Source organism: Streptomyces sp. SAS_281 (genome assembly GCF_052542855.1).
This window is the reverse complement of record NZ_JBMNDO010000011.1, coordinates 57,685-82,128: the sequence shown is the minus strand read 5'-3', so window position 1 is coordinate 82,128 and position 24,444 is coordinate 57,685. Positions and strand designations below refer to the sequence as shown.

The 24,444-nt window shown below is 73.2% G+C and carries 24 protein-coding genes; 12 read left to right on the top strand and 12 right to left on the bottom strand.

All coding sequences use genetic code 11. From position 1 onward, the window contains the following. Positions 1-4 precede the first annotated feature (4 nt). Complete coding sequence (locus ACN6LM_RS06890) at positions 5-859, top strand: M23 family metallopeptidase (protein ID WP_445064363.1); 855 nt, start codon at positions 5-7, stop codon at positions 857-859. Here the strand turns inward: ACN6LM_RS06890 and ACN6LM_RS06885 are convergent. Both ACN6LM_RS06885 and ACN6LM_RS06880 read right to left on the bottom strand, forming a co-directional pair. Then, positions 847-1,458 carry a dihydrofolate reductase family protein gene (locus ACN6LM_RS06885; RefSeq protein ID WP_445064362.1) on the bottom strand — a complete coding sequence of 204 codons (612 nt, stop codon included), beginning with the start codon at positions 1,456-1,458 and terminating at the stop codon, positions 847-849. The two genes, ACN6LM_RS06890 and ACN6LM_RS06885, sit on opposite strands and share 13 nt — an antisense overlap. Before the next feature lie 144 nt (positions 1,459-1,602). Next, positions 1,603-2,079: a hypothetical protein gene (locus ACN6LM_RS06880; RefSeq protein WP_445064361.1), complete on the bottom strand. Its 477-nt coding sequence runs from the start codon at positions 2,077-2,079 to the stop codon at positions 1,603-1,605. Positions 2,080-2,292: 213 nt separating this feature from the next. Between ACN6LM_RS06880 and ACN6LM_RS06875 the strand changes: the two genes are divergently transcribed. Next, positions 2,293-2,988: a hypothetical protein gene (locus ACN6LM_RS06875; RefSeq protein ID WP_445064360.1), complete on the top strand. Its 696-nt coding sequence runs from the start codon at positions 2,293-2,295 to the stop codon at positions 2,986-2,988. 36 nt (positions 2,989-3,024) lie between these two features. Here ACN6LM_RS06875 and ACN6LM_RS06870 read toward each other — a convergent pair whose 3' ends face one another. Next, complete coding sequence (locus ACN6LM_RS06870; RefSeq protein ID WP_445064359.1) at positions 3,025-4,494, bottom strand: MFS transporter; 1,470 nt, start codon at positions 4,492-4,494, stop codon at positions 3,025-3,027. Positions 4,495-4,651: 157 nt separating this feature from the next. Between ACN6LM_RS06870 and ACN6LM_RS06865 the strand changes: the two genes are divergently transcribed. Then, positions 4,652-5,299, top strand: coding sequence for a TetR/AcrR family transcriptional regulator (locus ACN6LM_RS06865; protein WP_445064380.1), 648 nt, complete (start codon positions 4,652-4,654; stop codon positions 5,297-5,299). Between the two features lie 10 nt (positions 5,300-5,309). On the opposite strand, the gene ACN6LM_RS06860 is transcribed toward ACN6LM_RS06865, so the two are convergent. The 5 genes from ACN6LM_RS06860 to ACN6LM_RS06840 all read right to left on the bottom strand — a co-directional run bounded on the left by ACN6LM_RS06860 (position 5,310) and on the right by ACN6LM_RS06840 (position 8,151). Beyond that, positions 5,310-5,564: a DUF6332 family protein gene (locus ACN6LM_RS06860; protein WP_445064358.1), complete on the bottom strand. Its 255-nt coding sequence runs from the start codon at positions 5,562-5,564 to the stop codon at positions 5,310-5,312. Positions 5,565-5,652: 88 nt separating this feature from the next. Continuing rightward, positions 5,653-6,114 carry an iron chaperone gene (locus ACN6LM_RS06855; RefSeq protein WP_445064357.1) on the bottom strand — a complete coding sequence of 154 codons (462 nt, stop codon included), beginning with the start codon at positions 6,112-6,114 and terminating at the stop codon, positions 5,653-5,655. Between the two features lie 46 nt (positions 6,115-6,160). Further along, on the bottom strand, positions 6,161-6,814 hold the full coding sequence (locus ACN6LM_RS06850) for a glyoxalase (RefSeq protein ID WP_445064356.1): 654 nt from the start codon (positions 6,812-6,814) through the stop codon (positions 6,161-6,163). 5 nt (positions 6,815-6,819) lie between these two features. After that, positions 6,820-7,341 (bottom strand): helix-turn-helix domain-containing protein, encoded by a 522-nt coding sequence (locus tag ACN6LM_RS06845; RefSeq protein WP_445064355.1) that lies wholly within the window; start codon positions 7,339-7,341, stop codon positions 6,820-6,822. 600 nt (positions 7,342-7,941) lie between these two features. Continuing rightward, on the bottom strand, positions 7,942-8,151 hold the full coding sequence (locus ACN6LM_RS06840) for a hypothetical protein (RefSeq protein ID WP_445064354.1): 210 nt from the start codon (positions 8,149-8,151) through the stop codon (positions 7,942-7,944). 281 nt (positions 8,152-8,432) lie between these two features. Between ACN6LM_RS06840 and ACN6LM_RS06835 the strand changes: the two genes are divergently transcribed. From ACN6LM_RS06835 to ACN6LM_RS06815, 5 genes are all read left to right on the top strand, one after another. Beyond that, entirely contained in the window at positions 8,433-10,547 is a 2,115-nt protein-coding gene (locus tag ACN6LM_RS06835; protein ID WP_445064353.1) for a cellulose binding domain-containing protein, read from the top strand. Between the two features lie 147 nt (positions 10,548-10,694). Further along, positions 10,695-11,945: an NAD(P)/FAD-dependent oxidoreductase gene (locus ACN6LM_RS06830; protein ID WP_445064352.1), complete on the top strand. Its 1,251-nt coding sequence runs from the start codon at positions 10,695-10,697 to the stop codon at positions 11,943-11,945. Further along, positions 11,942-13,141, top strand: a complete 1,200-nt coding sequence (locus ACN6LM_RS06825; RefSeq protein ID WP_445064351.1) for a lycopene cyclase family protein — start codon at positions 11,942-11,944, stop codon at positions 13,139-13,141. Before ACN6LM_RS06830 ends, ACN6LM_RS06825 begins: the two co-directional genes overlap by 4 nt. After that, positions 13,138-13,872 carry a class I SAM-dependent methyltransferase gene (locus ACN6LM_RS06820; RefSeq protein ID WP_445064350.1) on the top strand — a complete coding sequence of 245 codons (735 nt, stop codon included), beginning with the start codon at positions 13,138-13,140 and terminating at the stop codon, positions 13,870-13,872. The genes ACN6LM_RS06825 and ACN6LM_RS06820 overlap by 4 nt, the downstream gene beginning before the upstream one ends. After that, positions 13,869-15,422: an FAD-dependent oxidoreductase gene (locus tag ACN6LM_RS06815; protein ID WP_445064349.1), complete on the top strand. Its 1,554-nt coding sequence runs from the start codon at positions 13,869-13,871 to the stop codon at positions 15,420-15,422. Before ACN6LM_RS06820 ends, ACN6LM_RS06815 begins: the two co-directional genes overlap by 4 nt. 8 nt (positions 15,423-15,430) lie before the next feature. Here the strand turns inward: ACN6LM_RS06815 and ACN6LM_RS06810 are convergent, their stop codons facing one another. Genes ACN6LM_RS06810 through crtI form a run of 3 tightly spaced genes read right to left on the bottom strand, consistent with a single transcriptional unit; the run spans position 15,431 to position 18,958 of the window. Next, positions 15,431-16,435 (bottom strand): DUF5914 domain-containing protein, encoded by a 1,005-nt coding sequence (locus tag ACN6LM_RS06810; protein WP_445064348.1) that lies wholly within the window; start codon positions 16,433-16,435, stop codon positions 15,431-15,433. Beyond that, positions 16,432-17,418 carry a phytoene/squalene synthase family protein gene (locus ACN6LM_RS06805; protein WP_445064347.1) on the bottom strand — a complete coding sequence of 329 codons (987 nt, stop codon included), beginning with the start codon at positions 17,416-17,418 and terminating at the stop codon, positions 16,432-16,434. Before ACN6LM_RS06805 ends, ACN6LM_RS06810 begins: the two co-directional genes overlap by 4 nt. Further along, positions 17,405-18,958 carry a phytoene desaturase family protein gene (crtI, locus tag ACN6LM_RS06800; RefSeq protein ID WP_445064346.1) on the bottom strand — a complete coding sequence of 518 codons (1,554 nt, stop codon included), beginning with the start codon at positions 18,956-18,958 and terminating at the stop codon, positions 17,405-17,407. Before crtI ends, ACN6LM_RS06805 begins: the two co-directional genes overlap by 14 nt. A 412-nt stretch (positions 18,959-19,370) precedes the next feature. Here crtI and ACN6LM_RS06795 point away from each other — a divergent pair, with 412 nt between their 5' ends. The 4 genes from ACN6LM_RS06795 (at position 19,371) to ACN6LM_RS06780 (ending at position 23,461) form a co-directional block, all read left to right on the top strand. Continuing rightward, positions 19,371-20,414, top strand: coding sequence for an ABC transporter substrate-binding protein (locus tag ACN6LM_RS06795; RefSeq protein ID WP_445064345.1), 1,044 nt, complete (start codon positions 19,371-19,373; stop codon positions 20,412-20,414). Positions 20,415-20,493: 79 nt separating this feature from the next. Next, on the top strand, positions 20,494-21,498 hold the full coding sequence (locus ACN6LM_RS06790) for a FecCD family ABC transporter permease (protein WP_445064344.1): 1,005 nt from the start codon (positions 20,494-20,496) through the stop codon (positions 21,496-21,498). Further along, positions 21,495-22,568 carry a FecCD family ABC transporter permease gene (locus ACN6LM_RS06785; RefSeq protein ID WP_445064343.1) on the top strand — a complete coding sequence of 358 codons (1,074 nt, stop codon included), beginning with the start codon at positions 21,495-21,497 and terminating at the stop codon, positions 22,566-22,568. Before ACN6LM_RS06790 ends, ACN6LM_RS06785 begins: the two co-directional genes overlap by 4 nt. After that, positions 22,565-23,461 (top strand): ABC transporter ATP-binding protein, encoded by an 897-nt coding sequence (locus ACN6LM_RS06780; RefSeq protein ID WP_445064342.1) that lies wholly within the window; start codon positions 22,565-22,567, stop codon positions 23,459-23,461. The genes ACN6LM_RS06785 and ACN6LM_RS06780 overlap by 4 nt, the downstream gene beginning before the upstream one ends. Here ACN6LM_RS06780 and ACN6LM_RS06775 read toward each other — a convergent pair. Beyond that, positions 23,368-24,384, bottom strand: coding sequence for a right-handed parallel beta-helix repeat-containing protein (locus tag ACN6LM_RS06775; RefSeq protein WP_445064341.1), 1,017 nt, complete (start codon positions 24,382-24,384; stop codon positions 23,368-23,370). The genes ACN6LM_RS06780 and ACN6LM_RS06775 overlap by 94 nt on opposite strands. Positions 24,385-24,444: the final 60 nt, after the last annotated feature.

Here is a 24,444-nt window from a genome sequence, read left to right as displayed (position 1 = left end):
AGGCATGTCCGCGGACCGGCGAAGGATCGCCGCGAAGGTTCAGTACGCGCTGTGGGTGATCTTCCTGGCCCAGGTTGCCGTCGGGCTCTTCGCGAAGCTGCCGTACGACTACTGGCTGAGCTGGCTCCCGGCGCTCGGTGCGTTGGGAATCGGGCTGGTGACGGCCCGCTCCGCCCGCCACCGGGTCAGGAACCGGCCCCCGTCGCCCATCGCGGTGGCACCCCCGGTCACCGGCCGCTGGTCCGCGGTCAACAGCCCGGCCGACAGGGTCCCGAGCCACGGAACGCACGGCCTGGCGCAGACCTACGCCATCGACATCGTGGCCGAGCCGGCGGGCGGCCCCGCGCGTCCCACCCCCGTCTGGTTCTGGCCCGTCGCCCGGCGCAACCGGGACTATCCCGCCTTCGGCGCCCCCTTGTACGCGGCCGCCGGCGCGACCGTCGTGCACGCGGAGGACGGCCAGCGCGACCACCTGAGCCGCAGCTCGCTCGCCGGGGTCCTGTACTTCTGGCTGGTCGAGGGGGCGTGCAGGACCATCGGTGGCAGCCGTCGCGTCGTGGGCAACCACCTCGTCCTCGATCTGGGCGGCGGAACGTACGCCCTGTACGGGCACGTGCAGCAGGGCTCCCTGCGCGTCCGGCCGGGCGACGAGGTCGAGCCCGGCCGCCTGCTCGGCCGCTGCGGCAATTCGGGCAACTCGACCGAGCCCCATGTGCACTTCCAGCTGATGGACGGACCCGACCTGGAGACCGCGCGCGGCATTCCGTTCACCTGGCACGGAGTCGGCGTGCCGGGCGGCGGGGAGACGTTCACCGTCGACGCGGACACCATTGCTCCGGTGCGGCCTCAGGACACCTGACCGGGACCACCGGCGTCCTGCCCACCGGTCTCGCCGGGCGGTGCGTCCAGGACGGTGGGGGCGTACTCCAGCAGCTGGAGCCGCCCGTCGAAGGTGCGGCTCTTGACCAGGTCGAGACGGACGTCGGGGTACGCGTCGAAGATCCGTTCCCGCCCGGTGGCGCCGGTGATGACCGGGAAGACGACGACGCGGAAGCGGTCGACGAGACCGGCCGCGAGCAGTGCCCTGCACAGGCTGAGGCTGCCGAGCGTACGCAGCGGGCGCGTCTCGCTCTTCTTCATCTCCCGCACGGCCTCGACGGCGTCGCCCGTGACGAGCTCGGTGTTCTTCCAGACGAGAGGGGGTTCCAGGGTGGAGGAGAACACGACCTTGGGCAGGGCGTTCAGCTCGGCGAAACCGGGGTCGTCGGGGGCCTGGGCGGCGAACCCGGACATCAGCCGGTAGGTGGCGGCACCCATCAGACCGACGTGACGCTTCTCGCCCTCACTGTCGATCCAGGCGAGGTACTCGGGGCCCTCCATCCCCCAGAACCCGGGCCAGCCCTCCGCGGACGCGTAGCCGTCGAGCGAGATGATGAAGTCCACCATGAGACTGGTCATCGGACTGTCCCTTCACGATCGCGTGGTGTCCCAGTGGTGACCGCCGCCGCCCCGCGAACTCATCGCCGGCGGGACAACGGCCCACGGCGACGGGCCGGTGCCCGGCGGCCGCGGTGCCGGGGGTGGACGCGCGGCTCCGTCCGGCTACCACCGGTGCGGGCGGCGGGTGGCGGCGAGGAGTGCCGCCACCACCGTGACCATGGCCAGGGCGATCGCGAAGTGGGCTGCCCAGGCGCCCGCCGCGGTGGGGCCGCCCCAGGCGTGGGTGGGGTCCTCGCCCGCCGTCGCCAGCGGATACAGCAGGCCGCGGGTGAGGAGAAGGACCATGGAGGGGGCGGCCAGCGCGAAAGCGAGGGCGTTCGCCGGGAGGCCGCGCAAGGCCCGGCCGACGACGGTGCCAAAGCGGTCCGGTGCGGGCGCGGGGGCCGGGGGCGCGGCCGGACCGCCGAGGGCCGCTAGGCGTCGCTGAAGCCGGCCGGCGCCGGACGCGTTGCCGGTGACGGCCAGTGCCACTGCCAGAACGGTGACGGGCAGGGCCAGCAGCGCGTGGACCAGCAGCAGGGCCGCCCGCCGCGGAACCGGACGACGGCGTGCGGGGAGGGCGTCGGGTGCGAACGTCATGGGAAGTCCCTTCTCCGTTTCGGTGCGATGACCGAACGGTAGGGACACGGCCGCGCCGGCCGCGTCATACCGGGGAGCCAACCCGGCCGTCAGACCTCGGTAGCACGCCCTTCCGCGGCGAGCGTGCTCCGGTGGCAGGCTTCGGCATTCCGGAAAGCGGCAACTCAACGTAAAATCAAGGCCCTTGATGGCATGAGAGAATCAGGAGCCCGGGTGGATCCTCTCCTCCTGCTGGTGTGCGCCGCGGTCCTGTACTGGCTGTTCCTGAAGCTCCGGACAGCCGTTCACAGGCGAAAGCTCCCCGCCCTGTCCATCAGCACGGACAGGCTGGACCTCTATCAGAAGCAGGCATTCCAGGAGATCTGCCGCAGGTCGCCGAGCCTGGGCGCACGGGTAAGCCTGGGGCCCTACTTCGCCGAGCGGAACTGGAACCGCGCCGACGCCCTGCTCGTCCTCGCGGAACCCGTCAAGCACAAACTCCTGCGCGTCGAGGGCTGGAGGTTCGGCTCGTACGCCCTCACCCGCAAGGGCTGGCGCGAGTACCGGAAACACTTCATGTGGACAGGGAGCAGTGATGAATCGATGCATATAACGGCCTCCGAGGGCGGCTTCGCGGCTGTCAACGTCAACAGCCCCCACGGCGTCGCCCAGAGCAGCGGGCGGGACAGTAGCGCCGACCTGTCCGGCATCTCGTACCACCAGCTCGCGACCGCCCTCCGGGCGGACTCGGAGGGCGCCACGCCCGAGGAGGCGGTCAGGGCGCGGGAGTACGCGGAGGACCTGTCGGATGCGGCCGGAGCGCAGGACACCGACCGAGCCAACCGGGTGCTCGGCCGGATCAACGCCCTCCTCGCCACCGCAACCTCCGCCTTCGACCTGACCAGGAACCTGCTGCCGCCCGGCAGCTGAGCCCGGGACCGACGGGCTCGGCTGCCGGAGCGGCCATCAGGCGGGTTCCTCGACGGGGTGTTCCTCGACGCTGCGGGAGTCGGTGAGGCTCAGCGCGCCGCCTGCCGCGACCAGGCCGACGACGACGGCGAGCAGCGCGTAGGTGATCCGTTCGCCGTGGAAGAAGGACGCGACGAGATCGCCGCTCCACACCCCGGCCGGGAGCGAGGTGGTGACCAGCGCGGCGATCAGCGTGCCGACCACGGCGGTGCCGACGCTGGACCCGACCTCCTGGGCGGTGTCGTTCAGGGCGGCGGCGATCGAGGTGCGGTTCTCGGGCATCGCGTCCACGAGGGCCACCGCGCAGATCGTCATCACGGTGCGCAGCCCCACGGTCATGAGCACCATGCACGCCGCGATGACGGCGTACCCGTGTTCGACGCCCCAGGCGAGACCGGCGAGCGAGCCCGCCAGGCAGGCCGCGCCCACCAGGCAGGCGATGCGGTGGCCGAAGCGCCGGGCGAGCCACTCGGACAGCGGGGTGGCCATGAGCATCGTCACGATGATGGGCAGGTTGGCCAGACCGGCCCGGACCGGGCTCCATCCGTACGCGTACTGGAAGTGCAGGATCAGCCCGAACATCACACTGGCCATCGCGATGGAGGTCCCGATCTGCGCGAGGGCGGCCCCGCGTACCGTGCCGTTCGAGAAGACCCGGAGATCCAGCATGGGCGCCGCGCTGCGCCGCTCGTGCCGGACGAAGGCGTAAGCGGCCGCGACCGCGCCGACGATCGACGCGAGGGTGATCCCGGAGAGCCAGCCGTGCTCGACACCGCTGGTCAGCGAGTAGCAGGCGAGCCCGATGGCGGCGACGCTCAGCAGCGCGCCCGGCACGTCGAGCCTGTCCTTGGTCAGGTCCTCGGGACGGTCGGCCGGTACGCCGAGCCGGACGCCGACGCACGCGATCAGCGCGATCGGGGCGTTGACGAGCAGCAGCCACTCCCACCGCACATGCGCCAGCGCCGTACCGCCGAGCAGCGGGCCGAGGACGAAGCCCGACATGCCCACGATGATCATGACGGTCATCGCGCGCATCCGCAGGGCCTTGTCGTCGAACAGGCGGAAGACCAGGGAGTTCGTGATCGGAGCCATCGCGGCGGCGGCCACGCCGAGCGCGGCGCGCAGGGCGATCAGCTCGCCCGCGGTGGAGACGAGGGCGACACACAGGCTGAGCGCCCCGAACACGGTGAGCCCGATGAGCAGCACCCGTCGGCGGCCGAGCCGGTCCGCCATCGATCCAGCGGTCAGCAGAAGGCCGCCGAACGTCAGCGAGTACGCACCGGTGACCCACTGCAACGCGGTCGTGCCGCTGCCCAGGTCGCGGCCGATCGTGGGCAGGGCGATCGACAGGAGGGTGTTGTCGACCATCTCGACGAAGAAGGCCAGACACAGGGCGGCCAGGGGTATCCACGCCGCGCGCAGCGAGGGATAGGAGCGGGACCCGTTTCCGGGTGGGGCGGTAGTCATGGCGCGGTCCTTTCGATCGAACGCCGTTCGGCTATCGAACGCCGTACGATGCGCTACGATAGAACAGCGTTCGATGAGATGCAAAGAGCGAGAGGGAGAAGCCATGGCACAGCAGCGGCGCCGGTCCGAGGGGGGACGCCGCCGGGCCTCGCACTCGATGGAGTCCGTGCTGACCGAGGCGGTGGCCCTGCTGGACGAGGCGGGCGCGCCCGCTCTGACGTTCCGCGCGCTCGCCCAGCGCCTGGGCGGCGGCGTCGCCAGCATCTACTGGTATGTCGCGAGCAAGGACGAACTGCTCGACCGCGCCACCGACCACGTGATGGGCACGGTGCTCGCCGAGATCGAGAGGCTTCCGGGGGGCGATGACCCCATCGACGACCTGCGCGCGATGGCCGTGACGCTGTTCGACGCGGTCGCGGAGAGGCCCTGGCTCGGCGCGTACTTCATGCGCAACACCGATGTGCAGAGCAATTCCCTGCGCCTGTACGAGAAGCTGGGCCGGCAGACACTCCGCCTGAAACTCGACGCGCGCCAGCGGTTCCACGCCGTTTCCGCGGTCGTCGGCGTCGTCGTCGGCTCCGCCGTCGACATGGGCCAGGAGCCGCCGGAGGAGATTCTCGACGGCGCCGTGGGCCGAGAGGAATACCTCGGCCGGTTCGCCACGGCCTGGCGGGAGCTCGATCCGGAGGACTACCCCTTCGTTCACGAGATCGTCGACGAGTTCGACGGCCATGACGACGTGGATCAGTTCCGCTCCGCGCTGGACCTGACCCTGGCCGGCCTGCGTCTGCAGGCCGGGGCGTAAGCCGCGCGGGTCAGTGGCCCTTGCGGCGCCGGGCGTCGAACCGGCGCAGCACCCGTACCACGCGCCGCACGCCCGCCGCCGCTCCGAGCAGCGCACCTGCGGTCAGTGCGTGTTCCCGCGCCGGGCCGGTGAAGTCGAACGCCAGGGCGAGGGCGAAGGCCGCCGCGAAGACCGCTGCCCCCAGCACGGCGGCCGTCACCAGAGCGAAGACGATCTCCACCGTCATCGCGTCCTTCTCCCACCGAGACTCACGCCCCATGTCCATGGCGCAAGTCTCACACCGAGGCCGGCCCCTGCCGCCGGATCGGCCGTGATCCGGCGGCAGGGACCGACCGCGGGGGAGTGCGGGAAGCTCAGCCCGCCGCCTTCCGGACGAGCGCGGTGATCTGCTCCTCGGCGGCGGCGGTCAGCTCGGTCAGGGCGTACGCGGCCGGCCACATCGCGCCGTCGTCCAGTGCGGCCTGGTCGCTGAAGCCCAGCGTCGCGTACCTCGACTTGAACTTCTCCGCGCTCTGGAAGTGACAGACGACCTTGCCGTCCCTGGCGTATGCGGGCATGCCGTACCAGAGCTTCGGCGCCAGCTCCGGAGCCGTCTCCCTGATGATCTTGTGGATGCGCTCGGCGAGGGTGCGGTCGGCGTCCTGCATCTCGGCGATCTTCGCGAGGACGTCCTGCTCCGCCGCCGCCTCCTTCTCGGCCCTGGACGCGCCGCGCCGCGAAGCCGCCTTCTTCTCCTCGCGCGCGTGGTCCTTCATCGCGGCCCGCTCCTCGGCGGTGAATCCGCTGTAGTTCTCCGAGGACTTCGACGTCGGCATGGCAGGGGTTCCTTTCGTACGGGACAGAGCGGGGAGGGTGTGCGGGTCAGGCGTGGCCGGCGGAGGCGGTGGGCTCCCAGGCGAAGCCGTCCAGGTCGGTGAAGGCACCGGCCGTGCTGCCGAGGACGATCCGGTGGGAGCCGGCGGCCTCGTCCGGGACACCGAGGTCCTTGGCGAGGGCGCGGCGCTTGTACAGGGCCAGCTTGACGGCCGAGGACTCACCGGGCAGGAACTCGGCGTACTTCCCGCCGAAGCTCTTGCCCACGGCCAGGCCCCGGTCCACGTAGAACTGCTTGGTGGCCTTCACGTCCCGCACACCGAGCAGCAGGACGAACTCGTCGATCTCGCGGGTGGCCGGGCCGGTGTCCTTCTTGGACGAGGTGGCGATCTTCCAGATCGTCCCGTCCGGCGCCCGGACGACGCCGCCGTACCCCCACAGCGACTTGGCGGCCGGCTTCAGCACCGTGGCTCCGGCGTCCACCGCGGCGGCGACGAAGCCGTCGACGGTGGCGGGACCGGACACGGTCAGCGCCAGGGTGAAGCCACGGAATCCGGTGTCCTGGGCCTCGCGGGCCCGCAGCCGGATGTGCGTGTCCACACCGAAGGCGGCGTAGAAGCGGCGGGCCGCCTCGACATCGGCCACCTCGAGGGTGACGGAGGAGAGCGAGGTGGCGGGCTTGGTGTCAGCGGTGGTTTCCATGAACTTCACGTTAGGGGCCGGGCAGGTCCCGGGGCTTCTCGATTCCTGACCGCTCTCGCGACCTGCTGCGCCAGGCAGGCCGGCAGCCCCTCGACGCCGGGCGCCACCGCCGCGCCGACGGCCGGGTCCGCGGTGGTGGCCGCGTCCTCCGCGAGGCGGCGGAAGTGCTCCGGCGTCAGGCCGATGTGCTCGGTGAAGCGGGTGGTGAATATCCCCGGCGTCGCGCAGCCGACCGCCGCGCCGACGGCGCCGACGCCGAGGCCGCCCCGCAGCAGCAGCGTCGCGCGGTCCACGCGACGCGCTGTCAGATAGGCGTACGGGGAACGCCCGTAGACGGTCCGGAACTGCCGGCTGAGGCAGCCGGGGGCCATGTCCGCCCCGCGGGCGAGTGCCAGCACGTCCAGCGGCGCGGCGTACGTCCGGTCGATCAGGTCGCGGACGCGCCGCAGCCGCGCCACGTCGGCCGGGCCCCGCGCCTCGGTGAGCGCAGGCTTCCCGCAGGTCCCTGGTGTGGGTGAGATGTCCATGTCGAGCAGGCTAGGTACGCCCCGATGGCCCGTGCTTCTCGATTCCTGACGAGCTGGGCGGGACGCGCCCTGCCCCCGCGGAACGCCTGGTACGGGCAGCCGTCACCGGAGGCGAGCCGGACCACGTCCGCCGGAAGCCGCGTGACGGCGTCGACGTGCCGCTCGATCGCGGGCACCGTCCGGCCCGGCGCCGAGAACAGCGGGTCGTCCCGGACGTCGGGCAGCAGCCGGACGCGGGTGCTGTCGTACGCGGGTTCCCCGTACGCGGCACGCACGGTGCCCCCCCCCCACGACCTGGGCGAGCATCTGCCCGCCCAGGCAGATCCCAGCACCGGTGTTCCGTCCGCCAGTGCCTGCCCCACCGGGCGACGGGTGGCGGCGAGCCAGGGCGCGCGTGCGTCGTCGGGAAGGAGGCCGCCGCCGAGTACGACCAGCGGCCGGCCCCCGAGAACGGAGGGCAGCTCCTCACCGGCGTACGGACGCAGCACCCGCAGGCCGAGCCCCGGCCGCACCCAGCCGGGCGCCGGCCCGGCCGGGACCTCCGCGTGCGGTGTTCTGCACGACCAGGCCGGCCACGGGGCGTCAACCTTCTCGCACGCGTCAGGGCACCGGAATGCGGATGACGGGGTGGAACGGGCGCTTGACGTATCCGCTGCGGACATTGCGGCAGGTCGGCGCCTCGCACATGAAGAACTCGTCCACCTTCGCGCGCCCCGTTCGATCCTTCAGCCAGGTCTTCTCGTCGTCCGTGAGAGGCCGGTGCATCTCGTCGGAATCGCACGTATAGCAGAACAATGCCTGAGGTTTCATGTGATCTCCCAGAAGTTCCGGATGAGCCGGTCATCGACACTAGGGAAGACCGCCGCTGTTCCGGAAGACTCCATTCGGCCGATCAGGGCGAAAGCGTCACGGACCAAGGGAAGAAGTGGCTGCTCCGGTCCGTGCCGCCGCCGTCGACAGCGCGTCGCACCCCTCCCATTATGGGAGCGCTCCCACGGGCAACGCCCCCTCGCCGCAACGGACTTCACACGTCCGGCGCGGCACGTACCGCCCCATCCCGCCCGTGCCGCCGAGATCTCAGGAGATCCCCCATGGCGCCAACGCACAGACCCGCACACGGCTTCCGCCCCCTCGCACGCGCCGCCGCCGTCCTGGCCGCCTCGCTCGCCGTACTGGCCTCGCTGACCGGTGCGGCCCCCGCCGCACCGCGGGCCGCCGCCGACGCGGACGTCGACGTGCAGGTGAACGCCCAAGCGGCGCTGGGCACGCTGACCAGCGCTGCCCGCGGGGTCAACACCGCCGTCTGGGACTCGCACATGAACGACCCCGAGGTGGCGGACCTGATGAAGGCGGCCGACGTCGGGGCGATGCGCTACCCGGGGGGTTCGTACGCGGACATCTACCACTGGGAGACGCACACCGCGCCCGGCGGATACGTCGCCCCGGGCACCGGCTTCGACGCCTTCATGGGCACCGTCCGCGCCACCGGGGCGCAGCCGATCCTCATCGCCAACTACGGCTCCGGCACCCCGGAGGAGGCGGCCGGCTGGGTCAGGTACGCGAACGTCACCAAGAAGTACGGGGCGAAGTACTGGGAGATCGGCAACGAGATCTACGGCAACGGCCACTACGGCAGCGGCTGGGAGAACGACGAGCACGAGGACAAGAGCCCGCAGGAGTACGCGCGTGAGGTACGCGCCTACGCGGCGGCGATGAAGGCCGTCGACCCCACGGTCAAGATCGGCGCGGTCCTCACCAGTCCGGGGGAGTGGCCGGACGGAGTGGTCGGCGCGGGCGATCCCGGTGACTGGAACCACACCGTGCTCCCGGCGGTGGCCGACGTCATCGACTTCGTCAGCGTCCACTGGTACGCGGGCGGATCGGACACCACCGCCGACGCCGCCATGTCCCGGCTCGCCAAGCTGCCCGGTGAACTCCGGGAGGTACGCAACCAGATCGACCGGGTCGCCGGAGCGCACTCACCGGACATCAAGATCGCGCTCACCGAGATCAACACCAACACCGGCGGCGCCCGGCTCACCGCCCGCCCCAACGGACTCTTCGCCGCCGACGCGTTCATGACGGCGCTGGAGAACGGCGTCTTCAACGTCGACTGGTGGAACACCCACAACGGCGCAGGCGAGATCACCACCGTCGACGGCGAGACCGACTACGGCGACATGGGCATGCTGTCCAGCGGCGCCTGCACCGGTGACGTCTGCGAACCGGCGCCCAACACGCCGTTCCATCCGTACTACGGGATGAAGATGACCGCCGAACTGGGCACCGCGGGCGACACCATGGTCGCCGCCGCGTCCTCCGCGCAGGACGTCTCGGCGCACGCCGTGCTCCGCGACGACGGGCGGCTGAGCGTGATGCTCGTCAACAAGAACCCGGACGCCGCTCGAACCGTCGCCCTCGACTACGCGGGCTTCACCCCGTCCACGACCGCGCCGCAGGTCAGCCGCTACGCGCGCGGCGACAGCGACATCACGCAGGTCACCGACGGCGACGCGTCCGCCTCCCGGGTCACCGTGCCCCCCTACGCACTGCTCACCGTGACCCTCGAACCGAAGACCGGGACCGGACCGGCCGCTTCGGCCGCGAGCACCCCCGGCACCCCGCGCCTGGACGCGGTCACCGACACCACCGCGCGCCTCACCTGGGACGGGTCGACGGGCGCGACCCGTTACCTGGTCCAGGAGCGCGACGGCGCCCACACCCTCCTGGTCGGCGAGACCACCGGCACCTCCGTCACCCTGCGGAACCTGCCCCCGGGCAGCAGCCACACGGTCAACGTACTGGCGGCGGACTCGGCGGGGCGGCTCTCCGGCGCGTCCTCGCCGCTGACCTTCAGCACCGGCACCCCCGAGGACGCGGTCTGCTCGGTGACGTACCACCGTGACTCCAGCTGGGGCAACGGCTTCGTGACCACGGTGACCGTGCGGAACCTGGCGGACACGCCGATCACGGGCTGGACGGTCGACTGGGACTGGCCGACCACGGGCCAGTCCGTGGACTCCGGCTGGAACGCCACCTTCCACCAGACCGGTTCCCATGTGCGGGTCACCGCTCCGGACGGCGCGGGCGCGCTGGCTCCGGACGGCGGGTCGACCGCCTCCTTCGGTTTCGTCGGCGCCAATGACGGCCCCAACCCCGACCCGGCCGTCTTCCGCCTGAACGGCGCGGTCTGCTCGGGCGGCTGACGCCGGCGTACGGGAGTACCGGCCCCGGTCCGCTCGCGGACCGGGGCCGGCCGCTGCCTGTCACCCGGTCCGCACATGCGTGGCTCCTCGCATCGGCCCGCGGAACGTGGTCGGCTGGACCGGATGACCGACGGCACGAGGAGCAGCATGACCGACGAGCACCGCCGGCCCACGGACGCCGTCGTCGTCGGAGCGGGTCTGGCCGGTCTGGCCTGCGCGCTGGATCTCTGCCGCTCCGGCCTGAAGGTGGCCCTCCTGGAGGCGTGCGACGCGGTGGGCGGCCGGATGCGCACGGACCGCCGGGACGGGTTCCTGCTCGACCGCGGCTTCCAGGTGTTCAACACCTCCTATCCGCAGGTGAAGCGGCGCCTGGACCTGCGGAGCCTGCGCCTGCGGCCGTTCACCGCGGGCATCATCGCGCACACCCGGACGGGCCCCGTCCGCCTCGCCGACCCGACGCGCGAACAGGGCGCGGTGGGGGCGTTGCTGCCGGGCCGGGTCCTCTCCGCCCGCGACCTGGGCGCACTGGCGGCACTCACGGCACGGGACGCGGTGCTGCCCGCTTCCTCCGTCAGGCGCCGCCGCGACGAAACCACCTCGTCTGCGCTGTTCCGGGCCGGTCTGACGGACGACGTCATCACGGACGTGCTCCGGCCGTTCCTGGCGGGGGTGTTCCTGGAGGACGGCCTGGAAACGTCAGCCCGGTTCTTCCACCTGGTCTGGCGGAGCATGGTGCGCGGGACGCTGTGCCTGCCCGCGCAGGGCATCGGGGCCGTACCCCACCAGCTCGCCCAGGGCCTCCCCGACGGTGTCCTCAGACTCGGCGCCGCCGTCGCGGAGATCACCGACACGGGGGTCGCCCTGGAGGACGGGAGCGAAGTACCCGCGAGCGTCGTCGTGGTGGCGACGGAACCGGCGGCCGCCGCCCGCCTGCTGCCGGACCTGACCGTGCCGGACACGCGCACCGTCACCACGTACTACCACGCCACCGACCGCACACCGCTCGCCGAACCGACCCTGCTCGTGGACAGCACCGGACCGGTCCTGAACACCTGCGTACTCAGCGAGGTCGCCCCCACGTACGCGCCGCCCGGTACCGCGCTGATCTCCACCTCCGTCCTGGGCGCCGACCTCCCGGGCCGGGCCCAGGCGGTGCTGCGGCGCCTGGGCGACCTGTACGCCACCGACACCGGCGGCTGGACGCGGATCGCCGCCCGCACGGTCGAGGGCGCCCTGCCGGCCATGCGCCCGCCCTGGCAGCTCAGCCGCACCACCCGCGTCCGCCCGGGCCGGTACGTGTGCGGGGACCACCGGGCCACCGGCTCCGTCCAGGGCGCGCTCGCCTCGGGCACCCGGGCCGCCCGGGAGGTGGCGGCGGACCTGGCGCGCCGGCCATGAGCCGCTGCGACGTGGCCGTCGTCGGGGGCGGCGCGGCCGGACTCAGCCTCGCGCACCGTCTGACCGAGACCGGCGCCGCCACCGTGACCGTGATCGAGCCGCCGGACGGGCCGCCGCGCCCGGCGGAGCGGACCTGGTGCTACTGGCAGGCGGAGGCGGACGGCCTCGACGAAGCCGTCAGCGCGTCCTGGTCCGTGCTGCGGGTGCACGGCGCCGACGGCCGCCCGGTCACCGTCGAACCGGCTCCCTTCACCTACCGCATGGTGCGCTCCGCCGACTTCGAGCGCCTGGTCCACGGCCGGCTGGCCCGCGCGGACGGCGGCCACGTCCTGCGGGCCACGGCGGACGCGGTGCGCGGGGTGCCCGGCGGCGCCGTGGTCCGCTGCACGCTGCCCGACGGGTCCACGGCCGACGTGCGCGCGCGCCGTGTGTTCGACAGCCGGCCCCTGCCCGCCCTGCCCCCCGCGCGCACCCAGCTGCTCCAGCACTTCCGGGGCTGGTTCGTCCGCACCGCCACCGCCCGGTTCGATCCCGGGGTGGCCGACCTGATGGACTTCCGCGTCCCCCAGCCCGCCCGCGGACTCGCGTTCGGCTACGTGCTGCCCCTGGCCCCGGACCGGGCGCTCGTGGAGTACACCGAGTTCTCCCGCCGCCCGCTGACCACCGAGGCGTACGAGTCGGCGCTCGGTCACTACTGCCGCGCCGTCCTCCGGCTCGGCGCGCTCACGGTGGAGCGTACGGAGCAGGGGGTGATTCCGATGACCGACGGCCGGTTCCCGCACCGGGCCGGGCCCTCGGTGTTCCGGATCGGCACCGCGGGCGGCGCCACCCGCCCGGCCACCGGCTACACCTTCGCCGCCGTGCAACGGCAGAGCCGGGCCATCGCCGCCGCCCTGCGCGACGGACGGGGGGCCGTCCCCGCGCCCCACGGCCGGCGGGCGCTCGCCATGGACGCCATCGTGCTCCGCGCGCTGGACACCGGCCGGATCGACGGCCCGGACTTCTTCACCGGCCTGTTCCGCCGCGTGCCGGCCGAGCGGCTGCTGAGGTTCCTCGACGGCACGGCCTCGCTCCGGGAGGAGTGGGGCATCGGGCTGCGCACCCCCGTCCGGCCGATGCTCGCCACCGCCGCCGAACTGCCGTTCCTCCCGCGCCGGACCCGGCCCACCGCCAGAGACGGAGACAACCACCGATGACCCTCCTGCGGGACCACGACCTGGCCCGCGCCTTCGACCACGCCTCCCGCACCTACGACGGCCTGACCTCCCTCAACCCCGGCTACCGCACCGACCTCCTGCGCTCGGCCCGCCGCCTCCGCCTCCCCGGCGGCGGCGCCGGACTCCACCTCCTCGACCTCGGATGCGGCACCGGCGCGTCCACCCGCGCCCTGCTCACCGCCGCGCCCCTGGCCAGGATCACCGCCGTGGACGCGTCCGCGGGCATGCTGCGCCGGGCCCTGGCCAAGCCGTGGCCGGGCCGCGTGCGCTTCCTCCACCTGACCGCCGAGGAGCTGACCACGGCCGGCGAGGGGCCCTTCGACGCGGTGTTCGCCGCCTACCTGTTCCGCAACGTCACCGACCCGGACGCGGTCCTCGGGTCCGTACGGGCCCTGCTGGCGCCGGGCGGACGCTTCGCCGCGCACGAGTACAGCCTCAGCGGCTCCCGGGCGCACCGGGCGCTGTGGACCGCCGTCTGCCACGGGGTGATCATCCCCGCGGGCACGCTCACCGGTGACCGGGTGCTCTACCGCCACCTCTGGCGCAGCGTCATCTCCTTCGACACCGCGCCCGTCTTCGCCGGCCGGCTCGCCCTGGCCGGTCTGACCTCGGTGCGGGTCGCCCCCGTCGCCGGATGGCAGACCGGCATCGTGCACACCTTCCTCGCCCGCAACGGCCGCCCTGCCACGACACCGGAGCCCGCCCCGTGAACGCCCGACCCCCCGCCGCCCGACGAGGCCGCGACCGCAAGGCCGAAGTCCTCCTGCCCGCACCCGGCGCCCCACGCTTCCGACGAGGTGACGAGCCGTCCGTCGCCGTCGTCGGGGGCGGCATCGCCGGCCTCTCCGCGGCGACCCTGCTGGCCGAGCGCGGCGCCCGGGTCACCCTGTACGAGAAGGACGACGCACTCGGCGGCCGCCTCTCCGGCCACCGCACCGTGCTGGCCGACGGCTCACCGGTGACGATGAGCCGCGGCTTCCACGCGTTCTTCCGGCAGTACTACAACCTGCGCGGTCTGCTCCGGCGTACCGACCCCGCCCTCGCACGCCTCGTACCGCTGCCCGACTACCCCCTGCGGCACAGCGGCGGACTGACCGACAGCTTCGCCCGGGTCCCGAGGACGCCGCCGCTCAGCGCACTCGGCTTCGTCGCGCTCAGCCCCACCTTCGGATGGCGGGACCTGGCCGCCATGGACGCCCGGGCCGCGCTTCCGCTCCTCGACGTCCGCGTCCCCGAGGTGTACGAGCGGTTCGACGGCGTCGGCGCGACCGCCTTCCTGGAGCGCGTGCGCTTCCCGGAGGCCGCCCACCATCTGGCGTTCGAGGTGTTCTCGCGCAGCTTCTTCGCCGACCCGCGCCGGCTGTCCGCCGCCGAGCTGCTCCTGATGTTCCACATCTACTTCCTCGGCTCGTCCGAGGGGCTGCTCTTCGACGTACCGGCCGAGCCCTTCCCCCAGGCGCTCTGGGAACCGCTCGCCGGGTACGTCGAGGGCCTCGGCGCGGCCATCCGCACCGGGACGCCCGTGCACCGGATCGCCCCTCGCGACGGCGGCGGGGCCCTGGTGCACACCGAGGCCGGTGCCCACCGGCACGAGGCCGTGGTGCTCGCCCTCGACACCGAGGGCCTGCGGCACACCGTCGCCGCGTCGCCCGGACTCGGCACCGCACGCTGGCGCGCCGGTATCGCCGGCCTGCGCACCGCGCCGCCCTTCCTGGTGTCCCGGCTCTGGCTCGACCGGCCCGTCCGCGCGGACCGGCCCGGCTTCCTCGGCACCAGCGGCTACGACGGGCTCGACAACATCAGCACCCTGGAACGGTACGAGGGCGAGGCCGCCCGCTGGGCCGCGCGCACCGGGGGCTCCGTCGTGGAACTGCACGCGTACGCCGTCGACCCCGGGGCGGAGTACAAGGAGGTGCAGGAACGGCTCGTCGAGCGGCTGCACCGGGTCTACCCGGAGACCCGCGACGCGCGCGTGGTCGACTCCCGGCACGAGTGGCGCTCCGACTGTCCGCTCTTCGAGGCCGGCACGTACCAGCGGCGCCCCACCGTCCGCACCCCGCACCCCTGGCTGACCCTCGCGGGGGACGGGATCCGCTGCGAGCTGCCCGTCGCCCTCATGGAACGGGCCGCCACCACCGGCTTCCTGGCGGCGAACGCCCTGCTCGCCGACCGCGGCGTCCGGGGCCAGGTGCTGTGGACGGTGCCCCGGAGGGGCCGCTCCCGGGTACTCCGGGCGCTCGCCGCCGCAGGGGGCGCCTGAAACGCGCGTCAGCCCGGGAAGCGCCCGGTGCTGCGCAGCGCCCAGCGCCTCTCCGCGTACGCCAGGTCGTCCACCCACAACCGCCCGGCCGTGCGGCGCATCAGCGGCCGCAGCACCGGGGCGGCGGCCCGCGCGACCGCGAAGCCCGGCCGGTCCGAGGCGGCGAGCGTCGCCTCGACGACGGCGGTGCGCGGGCGCTCGTGATCCGGACGGGTCAGGGGCGTCGCGTGCGTCTCCACGACGGAGGACACGCCCTCGCCGTCCGTGATGCGCATGACGACGGTACGCGGGCCCGGCGCCGTGAACTCGGCCCGCACCGGGACCACCAGGCGCCCCGCCACCCGGAAGGAGACGTCCACCACGAAGGCGTCGTCCTCGTCGCCCCGCGGCTCACGCACCACCGACAGATCGATGAACGAGTACGGGTGGAACCACGAGCCGTGCCACGGGTCGAGCCGGTTGGCCACCACGTCCTGCGGTTCGCACCGCCCGGCCGCCGTGAACACCGCGTCCACCGCGCCACCGCGCGCCGGCCGTGCCGGCACCAAGGGCCGCTCGGTGGGCTCCTCGCCCCCGACCTCGTCCAGCCGCACCCACACGAGTACGCCGTCGTCGTGCGCCGGGAAGGGCTGCCAGCCCGCGTACGGAGCGCCGTCCAGGGCGAGTCCGTGCCAGTGGCACACCAGGGTGCCGCACACCACCCGGCTGTCCCGCAGCGGTGCACCCAGGTGCGGGCAGACACCGGACCCGGCGCGCAGCCCACCGCCGTCCGTACGCCACAGCACGACCTCCGTGCCGCCGACCGTCCGGCCGTACGGTTCACCGGTGCGGACGTCACGCGAGGCGCCCACCACGTACCAGTTGCCGGACGGACGTGTCGTCGCCCGCTTCAGCGCCCCGGCGATGAGCGCCGGCCGGGCGTCGCGCCAAGTCGGCTCCTGCGCAGCCCAGTCGGGGCCGGAACCCCGCAGCCGCAGCGGCGGCGACCACCGCCTCCCGTTCCGCCGGGTCACCGCACCGGTTCCTTCCGCTCGGCTTCGGGGCCGTCCACCACCGCCCGGCCGCGCGCCCGCCACCGGGCCCCGGTCACGCGCATCACCCCGACCGCGGCCGTGGCGGCACGCCGTCGCCGGGAGACGACCGCGCGGCGGTGCAGGACCCGGTAGTCCTGCTCGGCGACCGCGTCGAGGATCCCGCCGTAGAGGGTGAACGCCGCGCGGATGCACGGGCGCACCCGGGGATCGAGCATGCCGATGCCCGGCTCCGCCGTCCGGTACACCCCGCGCGTCAGCTCCGCCGCGGCCACCAGCGCGGCCCGGATGCGGGCGTCCTCACGCCCGGTGCGCCGGCTCCACTCCAGCAGCGCCCGGTCCACGCCGTGGGCGGACAGCAGATCACCGGGCAGGTAGACCCGGCCCCGGTCGAGGTCCTCACCCACGTCGCGTACGAAGTTGGTGAGCTGGAACGCCACCCCCAGCGCCGCCGCGTGCGGCTCTGCCTCCTGCCGGGGCACGACCGTACCGAGCACCGGCAGCATCTGCAGCCCGATCACCGCGGCCGAACCGTGCACGTATGTCTGCAGGTCGGCATAGGTGGGGTAGTGGGTGACGGTCAGGTCGGCCCGTATCGAGGACAGGAAGTCGGCGAACAGGTCGTGGCCGATGCCGTATCTGGCGGCGGTGTCGGCGACCGCCCGGACCACCGGTTCGTCACCCGTGCCGGTCCTCAGCCCGTGCGCCAGGTCGCTCTCCAGGCGCAGCAGCAGCCGGTCGCGCTCGGCGGGCGTCCGGTGCCGGTCCAGGTCGTCGACGATGTCGTCGGCCCAGCGCGCGAAGCCGTACAGGGCGTGCACGGCGGACCGCCGCTCGGGCGGCAGCAGCCGGGTGGCCAGGAAGTAGGTACGGCCGTGGCGGGCGTTGAGCTGCCGGCACCGGGCGTAGGCGGTGCGCAGCCCGGGGTCGGTGATGCCGGCCGCGTCCAGTTCACGACGGGTCATCGGCACCTGCCCGGACCAGGGGGGAAGGGCCGGTGCGCGCCCGGCGGGGGCGCGACCCGGCGACGCCGGTGATCCGCGCGGCGGCCAGCTTGCCGCTGATGAGCACCGTCGGCACGCCGACGCCCGGTGTCGTGCCGCATCCGGCCAGGACCGCGTTCTCCGTCCCCCGCACGAGGTTGCGCGGACGGAAGGGACCGGTCTGGGCGAAGGTGTGGGACAGGGAGAACGGACTGCCGGCGGCGTGTCCCCGGGCCGTCCAGTCGAGCGGGGTCACCAGAAGCTCCTCCTCGACGCTGTCCGCGAACCCGTCCAGGCCCCGGCGTTCGAGTTCACGGACCAGGCTGTCGCGGTAGCGCGGGCCGAGGTCCGCCCAGGCGGTGGCCGGGGGACCGGTCGTGGTGTTGGGGCACGGGGCGAGGACGTAGTGCAGATGGCGGCCCGGGGGCGCCAGGGACGGATCGTGCGCCGTGGGGCGCGTGATCAGCAGCGAGGGGTCGCTCATCAACGCGCCCGTACGGGTCAGCTCCTCGAACGTCCGCTCCCATGCGGCGCCGAAGGAGAGGGTGTGGTGCGCGAGGTGCGGCCAGGTCCGGTCGGTACCGGCGTGCAGGACCACGGCGGACGGCGAGTGGCGCGGCCGGGCCGGGCGCAGCGGTCGGCGCCCCAGCAGCCGGTAGGCGGCGGCCGGTTCGCACGTCAGTACCACCGCGTCGCACGGCACGCGCTCGCCGGACGCCAGGCGCACGGCCCGTACCCGCCCCGCCGAACGTTCCAGCGTGCTCACCTCGGCCCCCCACCGCAGATCGGCGCCCGCCTCCGCCGCCGCGTCGGCCATGGCCCGGGGGAGCGCGTGCATCCCGCCCTTCGGGAACCAGACGCCGGCCACGGTGTCCATGTAGGCGATCACGGCGTAGGCCGCGAGCGCCCGGGCCGGGGCCACGCCGGCGTACAGCGCCTGGAAGGAGAAGACGCGCCGCAGGCGTTCGTCGGAGAGGAAGCGGCCGATCCGGCCGTCCAGCCGCCCGAACCCGCCCAGCGCCGCGAGCCGGGCCAGATCCGGGTGCAGCAGCCCCAAGGGCGAGTCGAAGTTCGTGTCGATGAAGCGACTCATCTGCGCCCGGTACAGGCGCTCCAGCCATCGCCGCAGGTCGCGGTAGCCCGCCGCCTCCGCCGGTCCGGCGAAGCGCCGCACCTCCGCCTCCATCGCCTCGCCGGCGGTGTGCACGTCCAGCGAGGAGCCGTCCGCGAAGCAGGCCCGGTACGCCGGGTGCAGGGCCGTCAGCTCGACCCGGCGGTACAGGCTGTCGCCCACCGCGGCGAACGCCTCGTCGGCCAGGTGCGGCATGGTCAGCACCGTGGGGCCGGTGTCGATCTCGAACCCGTCGATCCGCACCCTGCCCGCCCGGCCTCCGGGGCCCGCGTCCCGTTCGACCACGGTGACCCGGCGGCCCGCCCCCAGCAGATGCAGGGCACAGGCCAGTCCGGACAGGCCCGCGCCCACCACGACGACATGGCCGGTGGGCCCCGGTACGGCCTTCACACGGCCTCCCCGTCCGGCGGTCCGGGCATGCGCGGCCGCCTCTCGCTCTCGCGCACGCCGACCTCCTGCCGGAACGCGTATCGGGCGATCTCACACCGGCCGTCGCCGAATGCGGGGCTCGGGGCGGCGTGTCGCCCCGCGTTTCCTCCGATCGGCGTACGTCCCGGGAGCCGGGGAGCCGGTCACGTGCTATGCGCGTACCGGCAGGCCGTACGTCGCCGCCGGGCGGCCGGCCCCGCGTCGAGGACACCCGGGACGCCGACGTGCTCGGGCGTCAGACCGGCCTGGGCTCTCCGCCTCCTGGGTGCTCCCCGGCCGGCCGGGGTGCGTGGGTCCGCGTACGTGAGGTGCGTATAAGGTGTGCCTTACCTAATGGTTCAACGCTGAACAAGCGACGCTCTTGGAGTACCTCATGCTCTTCCGAAGGCACGGTCTGGCCGCGGCTTCCGTCGTCCTGGTGGCCCTGGCCTCCCTGTCGGCCTGCGGCAGCGACAGCGGCCCGGCGAATGGATCCGCCGCCTCCGGGGCGGCCAAGGATTCGAAGTCGGTGGCCCAGGGAGGCAAGGACTTCGGGGACGCGGCAGCGGAGACCGCCGCGATGGGCACGGACGCCAAGCCCGGTCAGTGGCCGCGGACGATCCGCCACGCCATGGGCAGCACGGTCGTCGAGCACCGCCCCGAACGCGTGGTCGTCCTCGACGTCGGTGAGCTGGATAACGTTGTCTCGCTCGGCCTGAAGCCGGTCGGCCTCGCCCCGAGCGAGGGCTCGCCCGAACTGCCCGCCTATCTCAAGGACGACGCGGGCAAGCCGGCGAACGTCGGCACCATCAACAGCCTCAACCTGGAGGCCATCGCCGCGCTCAAGCCCGACCTCATCCTGGGCAGCCAGCTCCGCGCCGCCAAGTCCTACGACGAGCTGTCGCAGATCGCGCCGACCGTCTTCTCCATCCGTCCCGGCTTCACCTGGAAGGAGAACTACCTCCTCAACGCGGCCGCCCTCGACAAGACCGCCGTGGCCGAGAAGAAGCTCGCCGCGTACAGGGCGAAGACGAAGGATCTCGCGGCCCGGCTCGGCGCCGACAAGCCGACCGTGTCCATGGTGCGCTTCATGGCCGAGGGGCGGATCCGCCTCTACGCCAACGACTCCTTCATCGGCACCATCCTCAAGGATGTCGGCATTCCGCGGCCCAAGAACCAGGACATCGCCGACCTCGCGGCCGAGATCAGCGCCGAGAACATCGACCAGGCCGACGCCGACTACATCTTCACCGGCGTGTACGGAAACCCCAAGGCCACGCAGAAGAGCGAGGTCCAGCGCAACCCGCTCTGGAAGAACCTGAACGCCGTCAAGAAGGGGCACGCCTTCGACGTACCGGACGAGACCTGGTACCTCGGGCTCGGTGTCACCGCGGCCGACACCGTCCTGGACGACCTCGAGAAGTACCTCACCAGCTGAGACGTCGCGGCGCCCGCCCCGGGCCCCGCGCTCTCCCGTCCGCAGAAGCACCCGCGAGGAAGGAAAGTGAGTGCGGCACATGGCGCGAACCGATCGGCGCCGCCTCTTCCACCTGACGATGTGTCTGGCACTGCTGCTGGTCGCCGCACTGCTGAGCCTCGCGGTGGGCAGCCGGGCCGTCGCGCCGGGCGAGGCCGTCTCGGCGCTCCTGCACGGCGGCACCAGTGACAACGCCCAGGTGGTCAGGGCCATGCGTGTCCCGCGTACCGTCATCGGGGTGCTCGCGGGCGCCGCACTCGCGGTGGCGGGGACCATGATGCAGGGCATCACCCGCAACCCGATCGCCGAACCCGGCATTCTCGGCGTCAGCCAGGGCGCCTCGGTCGGCGTGGTGTGCGCCATCACCTTCTGCGGGGTGCACACCCTCACGGGGTACATCTGGTTCGCGTTCGCCGGTGCCGCGCTGGCCGCCGTCGCGGTCTACGCCGTCGCGGCCGGCGGGTACCGCGGGGCCTCGCCCGTGAAGCTCGCGCTCTCCGGCGCCGCGATGAACGCCCTCCTGGGCGCGGTGGTCTCCGCGGTCGTCACCACGGACGCCCGCGCCCTGGACGAGTTCCGGTTCTGGCAGGTCGGCTCCATCGACGGCCGGGGTCCCGAAGTCATCGCCCAGATCTGGCCGTTCGTCCTGGCCGGGCTGCTGCTGAGCGTGGTACTGGCCCGCGGCCTGGACGCGCTCGCCCTCGGCGACGAGGCCGCCAAGGGCCTCGGGCACAACGTGGGCCTGCTGCGTGTGGGCGGCGCGGCGGCGGCGACCGTGCTGACCGGCGCCGCGGTCGCCGCCGCCGGCCCGATCGCCTTCACCGGACTGGCCGTCCCGCACATCGCGCGGGCCCTGGTGGGCACGGCGCACCGGTGGGTGCTGCCGGTCGCGGCCGTGCTCGGCCCGGTGATGATCCTGCTCTCCGACGTGCTCGGCCGCATCGTGTTCCCGCCCTCGGAGGTACCGGTCGCCGTGATGACCGCGCTGCTCGGCGTCCCGTTCCTCATCGCCCTCGTACGGCGCAAGGCGGTGGTCGCCGCATGAACCGCACCGCGCCGGCCCCGCCCCGGGTCAGGCCGGCCGGGCACTCCGTGCTGCGCCCGGGACGCGCCAGCTTCCTCGTGCACCGCAGGGCGTCGCTCGTGGCCGTCGCGCTCGCCGTACTGCTGTCGGCCGCCGTGGTGGCGTACCTGTGCGTCGGCGAATCCTTCGTCCCGCCCGGTTCGGTGGTGGACGTCCTGCTCGGCCGGCCGAGCCCGGACACGTTCGTCGTCGGCACCCTGCGGCTGCCTCGCCTGACGGTCGGACTGCTGGCCGGACTCGCCTTCGGGGTGGCGGGCGCCCTCATCCAGACCGTGGCCCGCAACCCCCTGGCCAGTCCCGACATCATCGGGGTGACCCACGGGGCGGGAGCCGCGACGGTCGCGGCGATGAGTTTCGGCCTGGTCGGCTACACCGCACTGCCCTACGTGTCCGTCGCCGGCGGCCTCGCGGCGGCGCTGCTGGTGTACGTCTTCGCCTGGCGCCGCGGCATGCACGCCTCCCGCTTCGTGCTCATCGGCATCGGCGTCTCCGTCGCGCTGGGCTCGCTGACCCAGCTGTTCCTCACGAAGGGCGACTTCCTCGTCGCCCAGCAGGCGAAGGTCTGGCTCACCGGTTCGCTCAACAGCCGGGGTTACGACGACGCCGCACCGCTCGCGACGGTCCTGCTCCTCGCGATTCCCGCGACGCTGTGGGCCGCCAGGGCCCAGCGCGGGGCATCCCTGGACGACGACACGGCGGCGTCGCTGGGCATCCGGCTCGACCGGGTGCGGCTCGGTCTGACCGCCCTCGGCGTCGTGCTGGCCTCCATGGCCACCGGAGCGTGCGGGCCCGTCGACTTCGTCGCCCTGCTCGCACCGCAGATCGCCCGCCGGCTCTCCCGTACGCCGCAGACTCCGCTGCTGGCCTCGGCGCTCACCGGCGCGCTGGTGGTCGTGGTCGCGGACCTGCTGGCCCGGCGCCTGTTCTCACCCGTCGAACTCCCCGTCGGCGTCCTGACCGCAGCGGTGGGCGCCCCTTACCTGATGTGGCTGATCGCGCGTGGCCGCAGCCGTTCCGGAGGCACCTCATGACCCGCAGCCGACTCGCCGCCCGGTCCCTGACGCTGGCGTACGAGGACCGCACCGTCGTCGACGGACTGGACCTGGACGTTCCCGACGGGCAGGTCACGGTCATCGTCGGCCCCAACGCGTGCGGCAAGTCCACGCTGCTGCGCGCCCTGGGCCGGCTGCTCAAGCCGAGCGGCGGCTCCGTGCTGCTCGACGGCGCGGAGCTCGCCGGGCTGCCCGGACGCCGGATCGCCCGGACGGTCGGGGTTCTTCCGCAGAGCCCCGTCCCACCCGACGGCATCACGGTCGCGGACCTCGTGGCGCGCGGCCGCCAGCCGTACCAGAAGTGGTGGCAGCAGTGGTCCGAGGCCGATGAACGCGCCGTCGCGGAGGCCCTGGAACACACCGGCACCGCCGCGCTCGCCGACCGCTCCGTGGACGAGCTCTCGGGAGGTCAGCGGCAACGCGTGTGGATCGCGATGGCCCTGGCGCAGGAGACCGAGATCCTCCTGCTGGACGAGCCGACCACGTACCTCGACATCGCCCACCAGGTGGAGGTGCTCGACCTGGTGCGCCGCCTCAACCACGAGCGCGGTCGCACCGTCGTCGCCGTGCTCCACGACCTCAACCAGGCCGCGCGCTACGCCGACCACCTCATCGCCATGCGCGACGGGCGTGTCGTCGCCGAGGGGCCGCCGTCGGACATCGTCACCGCCGACCTGGTCCGCGCGGTCTTCGGCCTCGACGCGACCGTCGTCCCCGACCCGGTCACGGGCAGCCCCCTCGTGGTGCCCGGTGCGCCGTGGCGGCCCGCCGACGGCGGTCAGGTGACGGGGACGCCCGGGTTGACCAGCCCGGCACCGCCGGTCACCCGGTTGTCCGAGGTCACCGTCGCGGGGCAGCCCGACGAGGCGTAGTTGGTGACGTCGACGGCGAAGCGGGTGGGGCCCGTGGCGCCGGTCAGGTCCGCGGTGTTGTTGCGGAAGACCGTGCCGCAGCCCCAGCCCGGGGCCTGGGTGTGGGTCTGGAAGCCGTCGTTGGTCGTACGGGTGCCCCGGTTGTTCTCGACCGTGTAGCCGTTGCCCTTGATGTCGACCCACGAGTCGTCGTAGTTGGCCCCGGTGAGACCGTCGCCGTCGAAGGTGTTCCCGGAGATCAGACCGCCCGTGGTGCCTTCCTTGATGTCGATGTTCTCGCCGCCGATGCCGGGGCCGATGACGTTGTCGAGGATGCGGACGTGGTCACTGGCGTCCGTGAGGGTGTTCGCCGTGCCGACGTACACCCCCTCGCCCATTCCGTCGCCCGACAGGCCCGTGTCGTGGATGAAGGAGTTCCGGACCACTCCGTAGCCGCTCGACGTCCGGAAGTGGATGCCCTCCATGGTCGTGTGGTGGATCTCCACCGAGTCGGCGACGACATGGTCGGACGAGTCGATCATGATGCCCTTCTGGCCGCCGGTGACGGTGATGCCCCGGATCATCCAGTACGGCGCACCGGTGAGCTGGATGCCGTTCCCGCCGCCCGTGGGGGTGGTGAGGACCGCGGCCCTCGAGCCGGTCAGGGTGATCGGTGCGCTCGCGGTGCCACCCCGTGTGATCTTGAAGTTGCCCGAGTAGGAGCCGTCCGCCAGCTCGATCGTCTGCCCCGGTACGGCGGCGGCCAGCGCGGCCTTGAGCTCCTTGCCGTTCGCCACCCGTACCACGGCCGCGTCAACGGTCCCGGACGTCGCCGAGGCGGCACCGGGGGTGCCGAGCAGGCCGGTGCCGGCGAGCACCGCGGCGACGGCGATGTGCCGCATCGGGCGCCCGGTCCGGCCGGAAGGGGAAGGGCTGCGGAACATGGCGGACCTCATCGTCTTGGCAGGAGCACAACAATATAGGAGTGCCCCAGATTGGACTGG